Annotated in this window: 9 protein-coding genes and 1 other RNA gene; 3 read left to right on the top strand and 7 right to left on the bottom strand. The window is 68.3% G+C overall.

Going from position 1 to position 12,529, the window contains the following annotated elements:
• Nucleotides 1-3: 3 nt before the first annotated feature.
• The 4 genes from IPP98_14215 to IPP98_14200 form a co-directional block, all read right to left on the bottom strand.
• Complete coding sequence (locus IPP98_14215; GenBank protein MBL0180253.1) at nucleotides 4-333, bottom strand: YbaB/EbfC family nucleoid-associated protein; 330 nt, start codon at nucleotides 331-333, stop codon at nucleotides 4-6.
• Entirely contained in the window at nucleotides 330-2,081 is a 1,752-nt protein-coding gene (gene dnaX / locus IPP98_14210; protein MBL0180252.1) for a DNA polymerase III subunit gamma/tau, read from the bottom strand. The genes IPP98_14215 and dnaX overlap by 4 nt, the downstream gene beginning before the upstream one ends.
• Before the next feature lie 29 nt (nucleotides 2,082-2,110).
• Nucleotides 2,111-2,209, bottom strand: an RNA gene (ffs, locus tag IPP98_14205) — signal recognition particle sRNA small type.
• An 83-nt stretch (nucleotides 2,210-2,292) separates the two neighbouring features.
• Nucleotides 2,293-4,977, bottom strand: coding sequence for a hypothetical protein (locus IPP98_14200; protein MBL0180251.1), 2,685 nt, complete (start codon nucleotides 4,975-4,977; stop codon nucleotides 2,293-2,295).
• Nucleotides 4,978-5,108: 131 nt separating this feature from the next.
• Between IPP98_14200 and IPP98_14195 the strand changes: the two genes are divergently transcribed.
• Nucleotides 5,109-6,848 (top strand): serine hydrolase, encoded by a 1,740-nt coding sequence (locus tag IPP98_14195; protein MBL0180250.1) that lies wholly within the window; start codon nucleotides 5,109-5,111, stop codon nucleotides 6,846-6,848.
• 63 nt (nucleotides 6,849-6,911) lie between these two features.
• On the opposite strand, the gene IPP98_14190 is transcribed toward IPP98_14195, so the two are convergent.
• The 3 genes from IPP98_14190 to IPP98_14180 are packed head-to-tail and all read right to left on the bottom strand — an operon-like array spanning nucleotide 6,912 to nucleotide 9,706.
• Nucleotides 6,912-7,859: a YihY/virulence factor BrkB family protein gene (locus IPP98_14190; GenBank protein ID MBL0180249.1), complete on the bottom strand. Its 948-nt coding sequence runs from the start codon at nucleotides 7,857-7,859 to the stop codon at nucleotides 6,912-6,914.
• 2 nt (nucleotides 7,860-7,861) lie between these two features.
• Complete coding sequence (locus tag IPP98_14185; GenBank protein ID MBL0180248.1) at nucleotides 7,862-8,272, bottom strand: YtxH domain-containing protein; 411 nt, start codon at nucleotides 8,270-8,272, stop codon at nucleotides 7,862-7,864.
• Nucleotides 8,273-8,290: 18 nt separating this feature from the next.
• Nucleotides 8,291-9,706, bottom strand: coding sequence for a class II fructose-bisphosphate aldolase (locus IPP98_14180; GenBank protein ID MBL0180247.1), 1,416 nt, complete (start codon nucleotides 9,704-9,706; stop codon nucleotides 8,291-8,293).
• Between the two features lie 571 nt (nucleotides 9,707-10,277).
• Between IPP98_14180 and pyk the strand changes: the two genes are divergently transcribed.
• Both pyk and IPP98_14170 read left to right on the top strand, forming a co-directional pair.
• The gene (gene pyk / locus IPP98_14175; GenBank protein MBL0180246.1) at nucleotides 10,278-11,726 is read left to right on the top strand and encodes a pyruvate kinase; all 1,449 of its coding nucleotides are present in this window, start codon (nucleotides 10,278-10,280) and stop codon (nucleotides 11,724-11,726) included.
• Between the two features lie 4 nt (nucleotides 11,727-11,730).
• Complete coding sequence (locus tag IPP98_14170; protein MBL0180245.1) at nucleotides 11,731-12,504, top strand: MBL fold metallo-hydrolase; 774 nt, start codon at nucleotides 11,731-11,733, stop codon at nucleotides 12,502-12,504.
• The last annotated feature ends 25 nt before the right edge of the window (nucleotides 12,505-12,529 follow it).

Raw genomic sequence — 12,529 nt, 5'->3', positions numbered from 1 at the left:
GCATCACGCGGGGGTCGGGTCCGGATCCGTCGCCGCCAGCGCGTCCGCGCGACGCTGCGCCTCGGCAATCGCCGACATGATCAGGTCGGCCAACAAGTCGGCGTCTCGCCCCTCGAGCAGCTCGGGGGCGATCACCAGGCGCCGCAGCGCCAGATGGCCATCGACTTCCACCTGCACCAATCCGCCGCCCGCACGCGCCTCGACCGCACGCTTGGCCAGTTCGGCGTCGCGCGTGGTGCGAGCCCGGTCGGACCGGCCGCGTGTGGGTGCGTTCTTCGAGGAATCCGCCAACGTCCGTCCGTCGTCCAGGGTGTCACCGGGACGAAGGATCATCCCTCGTCCACGAGCTCCAAATCTAACGCGTCGGCGGCCGCATCGAGGGTCGGATCCTTCCGCCGGAGTTCGCCCAGCCGGTCCGCCCGAATCGTCTCGTCGGTCATCCGGCCGCCCTTCCGTGCCGCGGGGGCCGGGGTGGCGATTCCGGACTCCAGCACCACCGTCACCGGGCTTCCCATCCGGGCCGAGAGAATCGTCTCGATGCTGCTCAGGAGCCGCTCCGCCCCCTCCCGAAAGACCCCCTCCTCCGGGCCGAACGCCAGAACCGCCTTCCCCGGGACGTCCATCCGCGGCGTGGCGTGGTCGAGCGCCTGGCTCAGGAGCATGCTCTGCCGCGAGGCCGTCGCCACCACCTCGGCCCAGATCGCCCGGATCCCATCGGTATTGGCCGGGACCGAGAAGACCGGCGCTGGTGAGGCGGCCCCCTCGGGCGGCCCTCCCGTCTCGCGGTTCCGCGGGGCGGGCGGGGGTGGTGCCTCCTCGGCGAGCGAGGACTTCGGCGCCTGGGGTTTCGGTGCGGCCGCTGCCGGCGCCGGGGCCGCAGCCGATCGACTCTGAGGTATCGGCTGGGCGGCCGGTGTCGGGGAGCCTTGCCAGGCCGGCGGTGCCTGCCCGGCCAGGAGCGCCTTCAGGTCGACGACGCGGTCGAGCATTGCCCAACGGAGCAGGAGCGTCTCGAGCACCAGTCGTGGATGCGCGCTCCGGCGAATCGACGGCTCGGCGTCGGCGAGCAGCTTGAGCATCCGCACCGCATCCTCGGGGGCGAGCCTCGGCGCGACGCCCGCGATCAACGCGAGCGTCGATTCCGGCAGCTCCTCGGGCGTGACGCCGTAGTGATGCATCACCAGCGCGCGGAGCACCTCGGAGAGGCCGCCCGCGAACTCCGCCAGGTCGGCGCCGCTGTCCATCAGCTGGTCGAGCACCCCGAAGACGGCGCCCGGATTCCGATCGGCCACGAGCGAGAGCACCGCGCCGTACGACTCGTCGTTGACGAGGCCGAGGACGTCGCGCACGCGCGCGGCGGTGAGCGGGCCCTCGCCGAAGGAGAGGCACTGGTCGAGCACCGAGAGCGCGTCGCGCATCCCGCCGTCGGCGTGACGGCCGATCAGCAGCAGCGCGTCGTCCTCGGCGTCGAGCCCCTCGGTGCGCAGCACCTCGCGGAGCCGCGACTGGATGGCGGCTGGGCCGATGCGGCGGAAGTCGAAGCGTTGCAGCCGCGACATCACCGGCGCGGCGGTGTTGAAGATCTTCTGCGGCTCGGTGGTCGCGAAGACGAAGACGACCCCCGGGGGCGGCTCTTCGAGAATCTTCAGCAGCGCATTCCACGCCTCGCGCGTGAGCATGTGCGCCTCGTCCACGATGTACACCTTGTGGTGGCCATCCTGGGAGGCGGCGTACATCGCCCGCTCGCGCAGGTCGCGCGCGTCATCGACGCCGCGGTTCGACGCCGCGTCGATCTCGACCACGTCGAGGTTCGCCTGCCCGTTCCAGATCCGCTCGCACGAGGCGCACTCGCCGCACGGCTCGCCGGTCGGGTTCTCGAGGTCGCGGCGCTCGCAGTTGAGCGCCATCGCGAGGATGCGGGCCGCGGTGGTCTTGCCGACGCCACGCGGCCCGGTCAGCAGGTAGCCATGGCCGACACGGTTCTTGGCCACGGCCCCGCGCAACGCGGCAGCGACGTGGTCCTGAACCAGGAGGTCGGCAAATCGACGGGGGCGGTAACGGCGGGCGAGGGCGATGGACATCAGGCGGTCCCGCAGGGAGGGAAATGCAAAGTGCCCCAGGCGACCCGAAGCGATATCAGACATTGCTTAGCGCTGCTGCCGCTAGGCCCTGACGCGGTTCGCACGCTGATACCCTACGGACCTGGGGCGCCGGTAATATAGCCGTGTCGCGGGCGGATGCGTAGTAAGGGCGCAGCATGCTGCGCCCCTACGGCGCCCCTACGCCAGGATCCTACGGCCGCCCCGCCCCAAACAGCACCGCATTCGCAAACAGCATCGCCGTCCCCCGCCAGAAGCCCCGGAACAGCGGATTTTCGGCGAACGCCACCACGTTCCCCCGCCCCGCCCGCTCCACCGAGGCCCAGACCGAGCCGGTCAGGAACTTCTCGGTGTTGCCGGGCCAGGTGAAGCCGGAGAGGACCGGCGCCTTCTCGTTGAAGACCACCACGTTCACGCCACTCTTGGAGGGCTTCAGGAAGTCCCCCGGGACCGGGACGGCGAGCTGGTCGCGGTCGTACCCCCAGGCGAGCCAGACGCTGCGGTCGATCGTCGCCCGCGCAATCGCGCCCGGCACCCCTTCGGCCGCCTGGTTCCCCTTGGCGCTCGGCGAGACGAACGGGAAGGCGCCGCCACCGGTGAGCGTGGTGTCCTCCGGCGTGAGCTTCGGCGCGTCCTTCTTCTCCGGCTCCGGCGTCGCCCGGAGACCCATCTCCTTGTTCTCGAGCAGCGAGACCGACGACCCCATCGTGATCAGCGCGCCGCCGCCGCGCACCCAGTCGCGCAGCCGGTTCATCCCGGCGGTGCCGAGCGTGCCGGCGTAGCTCCCTTCAGGGAGAATGATCACGTTGTACTGCTCGAGCGCCATCGAACCGAGGCGACGCACTTCGACCGGAACGAACGGCAGCGTGAGTTCCTTCTCGAGGTACCACCAGACATCGCCGAAGGACGTCTGCGACACGCCGTCACCCGAGGCCACAAGCACCTTCGGATTGCGCACCACATCGACCGACTCGCTCCCGATGCCGACCGCGCCGCTGTCGGGGAAGCCCGACTGAACCGCGATGACGGCGACCTTGTACTCGGGGCCGAGCCGCGCGATCCGCTCGTGCACCGTCGCGGGGTTGCGCCCGACGCGGACGACCATCGTCCCGGCCGGGTATTCCTTGCCGTCGGCGCGCATCGGCACGCTCGCGACGTTGACGATGAAGCTTTCACGCAGGAGGGCGAGCGCGAGCTGCTGGGCACCTCGCGTGCCCGGGAGGATCAGGTATGCCGCCTGCGCACGTGCCGCCGCCGCCGGGAGCACCTGCGCCTCGCCGATCTCCGAGAGCGCCACCGCGCTCATCGGCGTCGCCTCGTCGCTCCACGCCGCGGTAAGTCCGTGCACCAGCGGGATCGACCACGCGGTGACGTCGTAGAACTCGTAGCCCTCGCGGGGCGCGTTCTCACCACGGCGACGATTTCGCTCGAAGCGCTCGATCTGCCGGCGCGCAAAGGCGGAGTCGACCGTGGCCTTCGGCTCGAGCAGCGCGCGCGCGAGGCGGCCTTCCGGTTGCGCCAGGTCGATCACCCAGCTGCCGGCGGCGAAGGTGCGCTTGGCGGCGGCTCCGCCCAGGTAGTCATTGGCGCGGAGCGCGGTCCACGGCGCGGTCAGGCGCTGCACCTCGACGCCCTGGAAGGCGAGCAGGTCGATCACCTCGCGGGTGCGTTCCGGATCGCGGCCCGGCTCGATCACGACGCGGCGGACCCCGGTGGTGATCGCGAGCGCCGAGGCGTGGAAGTCGTAGAAGTCGTTGAGCCGGGGCTCGCGGTTTGCCGCGAGGGTGTTGAGCGTCGCCATCGAGGCGACGAAGTGGTGGGCGATGCCGTCACGGAAGGTGGTGATCGTGCCGTCGTCCTTCCGGAGCGCGAGCTTCGGCCCGCCGTCGGTCTCGAAGGTCATTCCGGTGGCGCCGAGGAGCGAGGGCCACGAGTCCCAGTAGCCGGCGTAGTGGAGGTCGAAGACGTCGCGCACGAAGTAAGGCCAATTCTGGCGGTCGAAGGCATCGGCATTGCCCTTGCCGAAGGCTTCGAGCCACTTCACGGAGGCGAGCGGCACCAGCTGGTTGATCGGCGCGGCGGCCGGCGGGAAGAAGTACTGCGCCGTCGTGCTGTGCAGGTCGACGAACACTTGCGGATGCCAACGGCGCACGGCGCCGGCGGTCGCCTTCGTCTCGGCTTGCGACAGCGCGATCAGGTCGCGATTCATGTCGAAGCGATAGTGGTTGAAGCGTCCCTGGATGCTCCACGGCTCGCCTCCCTCGAGCGCGGCCGGCTCCTCGCTGCCGACCGCAACCGAATTGCTCCACGCCGCGAAGCGCTCGTGGCCATCGGGGTTCTGTGACGGGTTGATGATCGTGACGGTGTTGTCGAGGATCGCCTTCACCTGCGGCGACTCGGAGGCGAGCAGCGTGTAGGCGGTCATCATCGACGACTCAAAGCCCGCGGGCTCGTTGCCGTGGATCGAGTGCGAGAGGATCGACAGCGCCGGCGTGGTCTTCGCGAGCTCGGCGGCTTGCGCCTTGGTCAGCGCCCGCGGATCGGCGAGCCGCGCGAGATCGGCGCGGATGGCGTCGAGCCGCGCAATGTTGGCGGGCGAGGATATGATCAGCACCCGCATCTCCTTCCCCTCGGCCGTCCGCCCCGTGACCTCGGTCCGCACCCGATCACCCGCCGCCGCGATCATCGCATCGAGCACCGCCCGCTGCTCGTGATACATCGTATGCCGCGACCCGATCGGATGGCCGAGCAGCCGCTCCGGATTCGGCACCGCCGCGCGGTACGGCGGGAAGGCGCCGAAGTCGTAGGCTGGGTAGCGGCCCTGCGCGGCCACGGGGGTGGCGAGCACGAGCGAGAGCAGAGCGAGGCGGAAGCGCATGCGGAGGGGCTCGGTGTGGGGTGGAGGGGGGAATATACCAGAGAGTCGATGATCGCTCAGCGATCATCGATGAGCCCTGCCGCCCCGACCTGGCGCGTTAAAGAGTGACCCCCACCTTCTCGAGGCAGCTGATGCACCCAACCATCCTCCGTTCCACCGTTGGCCTCAGCCTCTTGCTCGCAGCGTGCGGCAGCAGCACCCCGACCACCCCGAATCCCCCTCCCCCACCGCCGGCCGCCGTGGCCTCGGTCACCCTGAGCGGGGCGCCGACCGGCCCGATCGCGCCCGGGGCGACGGCCACCCTCACCGCCGTCCTCCGCGACGCGGCGAACAACACCCTGTCCGGACGCACCGTCACCTGGAATTCCACCACGCCGGCCGCCGCCACGGTCAGCGGCGGCAGCATCACTGCCGTCGGCGTCGGCACCACGACGATCAGCGCGACCAGCGAGGGACAGAGTGCCTCGGTCGACATCACCGTGGCCTATGTCCCGGCGTCGGTGCAGATCTCCCGGAGCTCCTCGTTCATCCTCACCGGTGACACGCTGCAGCTGACGGGCCGCGTGATCGCGACGACCGGTCAGGAGATCCCCGGCGCCGTTGTCGGCTTCACGGTCGAGCAGCCGGCGATCGCCGGACTCGTCGGCGCGACGCTGACCGCCCTCACCCCCGGGCAGGCGACCGTTCGAGCCACCGCCGGCGCACTCACCACCACGGCCACCATCACGGTCTTTGCCGGGGCAGGCGTCCGGGTCCCGATGCTCTCGCGACTCGACAGCGTGGTCATCAGCGAGATGATCCGTCTGGGCGAACCGGGTGGCGCCGTCGCAGTCGTCAAGGACGGTCGCCTCGTCTTCTCGCGAACGTACGGTTACGCCGATAGCGCCGCGAAGCGGATTCCGACGGAGCTCGACAAGTGGCGCATCGGCTCGGTGACCAAGCCGCTTACCGCCCTCGGCATCATGAAGTTGGTGCAGAACGGGCAACTGACCCTCGATGAGTTGGCGGCCCCTCGCCTCGGCGCCGTCCCGGTCCTCCCCGGGAAGACGCAGGATCCGCGCTTCGCCAACATCACCATCCGCCACCTGCTGAACCACGCGGCCGGCTGGAATCCCAGTCGCAACGTCGACGATTCGGTCTTTGCGTACGTCTACTCCGCCGCCACGGTCAACGCGACCCAGTTGTCGCGCGTCGGTCGCGGTGTCCCGCTCCTGAACGACCCGGGCACGGTCTATGGCTACACCAACTACGCCTTCCTCCTCCTCGGCCGGATCATCGAGCAGGTAACCGGGCAGAGCTACCAGTCGTGGATGCAGGCCAACATCCTCGCTCCGGTGGACGCTGGCGGGATGAAGTTCGGCGTGACCCCGGTGGCGCAGCGTGACCCGCTCGAGGTGGTGCCGTATGATCGCCGCGCCCCGATCACCGGATTCTACGGGGTCGGGACCTGGCCGAACGTTGGCGCCGCGCAGGAATATGCCGAGGCCGCCGGTCAGTGGATCGGATCGTCGAAGGACCTGGCCCGAGTGCTGGCCGCGCTCGACGGCAGCCCCACCCGTGCGGACCTCCTCTCGCCCGCGACCCTGGCGACAATGTGGGGCCGTTCCAACGTGCTCTTCCCGGGATCGGGGAACTACTACTCGCTAGGCTGGGAGAACACCGCGGTCACGGGTGGCTTCGCACGGGAGCATGTCGGTGGGCAGGACGGCGGCGACTCGTGGATCTCGCTCTTCCCGAACGGTGCCGGGATCGCGGTGCAGTTCAACCTGACCCGTGGGCAGGGCAACGGGGGTGGCACGGCGGAAGCGGCGATACGCACGGTCTTCGGCTCGATCACCACGTGGCCGGCGTTTGACTTGTTTACGCAGTAGGTGAAGGCCGGGCTCGGAGTGGAGTGGGACGGGGGGAAGCGATGATCGATCATCGATCATCGATCATCGTCTTCCTTCCCACACATGCGCCACCGACGCGCCCAGCAAGAACACCAGCGCCATGTACCAGATCCACAGGATCAGCAGCGTGGCCGCGCCGATGTTGACGTCGACGGCGAACTGTCCGCCCCGCGCCGCGTGCCCCAGATAGAGCCCGAAGAGGCGCTTGGCGAGCTCGAAGCCGACCGTGCTGACGGCGGCAGCGATGAGGGAGCCGCGCCACGAGAGCCGCCTGGGCGAGGCGTAGCGATAGAGCGCCACGAAGAGCGCCACACCGGAGGCGATGGCGACGAATTCGCCGAGGATGACGCCGAGGCCACTGACGAAGAAGGTCCACGGCGGCTCGAGGTAGATCCCTTCGCCGGTGAGCACCGAGATCGCTCCCGACAGGAGCGTATTCACCAGCGCGAGGGCCAGCACCACGAGGACCATCACCAGGTCCCGCCCCTTCCCGACGGCGTACCCGATCAGGTAGGAGATGACGTAGCTCCCCGGCATCGTCTTGGCCTGCGCATGGAACACATTCGAGAGGCAGACGCGCACCGCGCCGAACATCCGGGTGGAGAACCAGAGAAACGCCGGCACGGCCACCCAGGTGAAGGTGCTGCGGAAGCCGCGGATCTTGACCAGCATCCCCTCGACCAGCGCCATCGGATCGCCCACGGCCTGGTGCTCGTGCGCCGGCAGGAAGTTGCCGATCAAGGCGCCCGGGTCGAGCATCCCGAAATACTCGGTGCGCGTCAGCAACAGGCCGAGTCCGGCAACGAGCAGTATGGAAAACGGGATCAACGCGAGGATGGCGTCGAAGGTCAGCGCCGACGCGAGCAGCGGGATGTTGGAGCGGTCGAGCGTCGTCAGCAATTCGCCGAGGAAGGTCCCCCGGGGTGCAACGGCAGAAAGCCCGCTGGTGGGCGGGCTTTCGAGCAGTGGCGCCGGCTCGGTGTCACGCACCGTCAGGCGGTGCCGCCGTCATCGCCGACCACGGCATCCACCGCGGCCCGGCGACGGGCCCGGGCATCGGCCAGACGGCGCTCCAACTCATCGCGTGCCGAGTTGGCGGTCCGCTCGATGGTGCGCCGACCCTCGCGCACTTCGTCGGCCACATCCTCCGCCCATTCCTCGACGCGCTCCTTCGCCTTGCGGCCACGCGTCTCCACTTCGTCGACGACCTCTTCGAAACGGTCCTCGGCGTCGCGGCGGAGCTTGTTGGCCCGCCGGGTGATGTCCCGCCGCGTCCGCTCACCCGACTGCGGAGCGAAGAGGAGGCCAAGGCCGGCGCCGACGAGGGCACCGAGGAGGAACCACTTGGCGGTCGAGCCGCCGTCCTGTTCGACGTAGGTCACGTCGCGATCATCGTTCCGCATCACAGGCCTCCCGCCGGCTCATTCGCCAGCGTCGGGGTCATCCTCAGCGAGGGCCCCGGAGTGGGTAAGCGCCCCATGCGCGAGCGCGGGGGCGGCGACGAAGCGACGGACCAGATCGGCCGTCCCGGTCACGTGCAGCTGCTCGAAAAGGAAGGCAAAGGTCTTCTCGAGGTCCGCACTGATCTGCTGACGAATCGCCGCCGGCAACGACCACATCTCCTGCTTGAACGGCCCGATCGCCCGCTTCCGCGCCTTGTAATAGAACTGCTCGGCCGAATCGCCGCTCTTCTTCTCTGACAGGGCGTTCTCGTCGAGCCACCGATAGGCCCGCTCACGCAGCTCGGTCGGCAGGGCCGGGTGATCCCAGACGATCGTCTGGAAGTTCGTGGCCAGGTGAATCTCGGCGGTCTCGACCCGGGGGAAGTTGCCAAACGCGTTACCCGGGAGGGTGGAGGCGCCGTGCTGGACCGCCCCGCCCATGCCGTAATCCTCACGGGCCGCCTTCGACAGCGCCTGCAGGGCGTCGATGTCGAGCTTGACCTCGGCAATGCTGCCATCCGGCAGGACGACGCCGCCGTGCGAGGTGCCGGTCTGGACCGAGATCTTGGCGATCCCCTCGTAGTCACCGAGCGCCTTGAGGGTGCGGTTGTACCCCTTCATGAAGGCGTGCAGCTCCTCGACCGTCGAGTTCTTGTGGCCGACCTCGCCGATCTCCGCGCCGACCGAGATGGTGATCCCCTTCGGCTCGTGGTCGCGGATGAACTTGGTGATCTCCGCGGCGCGCTCGAAGTTGGTCCGCTGCTGCTCCTCGAGGGTCGGGAAGGAGAGGTCCACCAGCGTCGAGGTATCGACGTCGATGTTGAAAAAGCCGGCGGCGATCTCCTCGCCGATCAGCTTCTTGACCTCCTCGACCTCGACCTCGGCGTTGGCGTTGTACTTCGTGGCGTTGACCTGACAGTGGTCGCCCTGGATGAAGAGGGGATGGTGGTACCCCTCGCGGAGCGCGGCCGCGATGACGACCGCGACGTACTCCGCCGGACGCTGGTCGGTGTAGGCAATTTCGGAGCGGGCGATCTCGATCAGGATGGCGGCGCCGTCACACGCCTTCGCGGCACGGAAGACGGCCCGGGCGGTGTCGTAGCAGAGCATGCGGATGTTGATCGCGGGCACCGTGAAGCCGCTGCACTCCCCACGACCACGGGCGATGTAGAGGTCGTGGATGGAGGCGGGGCGGGCACCGGTCGCCTGGCCAAGTTCCCAGAGGAGGGCGCGCGCCGACTCCTTCGCCGCGCCATCTCCGAAGACGGCCGCCCAAACCAACTGGTCCATCGCTTCGGACTGGAGCGATGCCGGATTCGAGATATCCACACGCCCGCCGGTCACCGTCACCGCACCACCAAACACTGCCGCTGCCGCTGCCAGGTCCAGCCCCATGACGTTCGCTCCAGAGATGAAAGATCGGGAGCAGGCAATCTATGGTGCGACCGTTGGCGGGGCAAACTCACGCATAATCATCGGCTTACCTCATCGCTCGGGGGATGGATTCGGCGGATGAGAACGACGTTTCACTCCTGAGTTTCCACATCAATTTCGTCTGTGAATCCATTGTTGAACATGGAGTTACGATTTCCGCGCCAAGTGGAAAAGAACCATGGCGCGGAGGCGATTGCCAGCACAGCACTTACGTGGGTGGCCCGATGGTTCTCCCCAGAATCCACTGTGGGAAAGTTTTCCAATCCACAGATGTGTGGAATCGATTTTTGACGATTTGGTCACGACGATGACGTTGGGGATCGGCTGTGTCGAAGTGGGCAGCCGCTCACAGGGGACTGTGATTGCCACGCCATTTGCGGTCCCCATCCCTGTGGAAAACGGCTTTTCCACAATCCACGCACGATGTGCGGTTGTTGCAGGAGAAACTCCATCAATGGGTGTCGGGTACCGGCGGAAACGGCTATCTTGCCACGCTTCGCTGTCTCGGCCCCTACTGGAGTTCCCCGCCCCGATGTTCACCGATTCCGCCATTCGTCGCACCAAGATCGTTGCCACCCTCGGTCCGGCCTGGGACTCGGTGGAACGGATGCACGCCCTCTTCGATGCCGGGGTGAACATTGTCCGGATCAATGCCTCGCACGGCACCCCGGCCATCCGCGAGGAGTGGATTCGCCGGGTCCAGGCGGTTCGTGCCGAACGCAATACCCCGATCGGCATCCTGATGGACCTGCACGGCCCCCGGATTCGGGTCGGGAAGCTGGCGGAACCGCTCACGCTGACCCCGGGGCAGATGGTCACGTTCGCCCCCGAGGCCGTGGCGCAGGAAGACGAGATTCCGACGACCTACCCCGAGCTGGCCGGCGATGTGACCATCGGTTCGCGGATCCTCCTCGACGACGGCCTCCTCGCCGTCGACGTGACGCGGGTGCACGGAGACCGGGTGGTCGGGCGGGTGCAGTACGGTGGCCTCCTGAAAGCCAACAAGGGGATGAACCTCCCTGGGGTCGATGTCTCCGCCCCGGCTGTCACCGAGCACGACCGTCAGGATGCCCTCCACGCCGTCGCCCTCGGCATCGAGTACATCGGCGTCTCATTCGTGCGCCGCCCCGAGGACGTCCAGGAACTCCGCGCCATCATCCCGAAGTCGACCCGGCTGATCGCCAAGATCGAGAAGGACACCGCGGTCAACAATCTGAACAGCATCCTCGAGGCCTCGGACGGCGTCATGGTCGCCCGCGGCGACCTCGGCGTCGAGCTGCCGTTCGAGCAGGTCCCGCTGGTCCAGAAGCGGATCATCCAGCGCGCCAATCGTCACGGCAAGCCGGTGATCACCGCGACCCAGATGCTGGAGTCGATGGTCAACAACCCCCGGCCGACCCGCGCCGAGGCGTCGGACGTGGCCAACGCCATCATCGACGGCACCGACGCCGTGATGCTCTCCGCCGAAACAGCGGTCGGCAGCTATGGACTCGAGGCGGTACTGGCGATGGACCGGATTGCGCGCGAGGTCGAGGCGCAACGGCATCGGCCGCCCGAGGGCGAGCGTCGTCGCTGGGCCCTCCCTGCCCCGCACGTGGGCCGGACCGATGACGGACTGATGCCGACCGAGGATGCGATTGCCGTCGCCGTGGCCGCCGCCTCGGACCTGCTGCAGGCCGCGGCGATCGTCTGCTTTACCTCCAGCGGCTTCACGGCGCGAACGGTCTCGTCGTACCGCCCGAAGGTCCCAATCCTCGCCCTGACCGCCGAGGCGGAGACCTACCACCAGCTCGGCCTGGTCTGGGGCGTGGTCCCGTCGATGATGAGCCACCTGAAGAACTACGATCCGATGTGGCAGGCCGCCCGTGCCGAACTGCTCGCCCGCGGGCTGGCGCAGGCAGGGTCCCGCGTCGTGGTGACCTGTGGCGTCCCGTTCGACGTCCCGGGCACCACCAACCTGCTCAAGGTCGAGACTGTCTAGCGCGATGCGCCTGACCCTGCTCGGGACGGGGACCTCGATGGGGGTCCCCCAGATCGGCTGCCACTGCGCAGTCTGCCGCTCCGGCGATCCCCGCGATCGCCGCAGCCGCACCAGCGCCCTGCTGGAGGTCGCCGGCACGAACATCCTGATCGACACCCCGCCCGAACTCCGCTTGCAGCTCCTGCAGGCCGGGACGGGCCATCTCGACGCGGTCCTGTACACCCATGAGCATGCCGACCATGTCAACGGCATCGACGACCTGCGCTCCTTTTCCCTGCTCCAACGACACCCCATCCCCCTCTATGCTCCGCCCGCGACGGCAGGTTACCTGCGACGGACCTTCCGCTACATCTTCGACGATGCGGTGGTGCCGCTGGACGGCACCTCGAAGCCTCGGCTGACGGTTGAACCGATCGGTGCCGACGCGCCGATCACCATCGCGGGCGTGGAGGTGCGCCCGATCGCCTTCGAGCACGGGCACGCCGAGGTCTACGGCTACCGGGTCGGTCCGGTGGCCTATCTGACCGATGTGAAGCGCGTCCCGCCCGAGGCCAGGGCGCTGCTGCGCGGGGTCCGGGTCCTGGTGCTGAACGCGCTCTGGTGGCGCGAGCACCCGACGCACCTCTCGATCGACGATGCGATCGAGGTCGCCCAGGATATCGGCGCCGAGCAGACGCTGCTGACGCACCTGACCCACGAGACGGGCCATCAGGAGCTGCTCGAGCGGCTCCCGAAGGGGATCGCGCCGGGGTATGATGGTCAGGTGATTGAGATCTGAAGAGGATGATGGATGATGGATGATA

The sequence above is a fragment of the Gemmatimonadota bacterium genome, from assembly GCA_016720805.1.
GTDB lineage: Bacteria > Gemmatimonadota > Gemmatimonadetes > Gemmatimonadales > GWC2-71-9 > Palsa-1233.
Note: the sequence above shows the minus strand (reverse complement) of the source record. Positions and strands in the feature narration are given on the sequence as shown.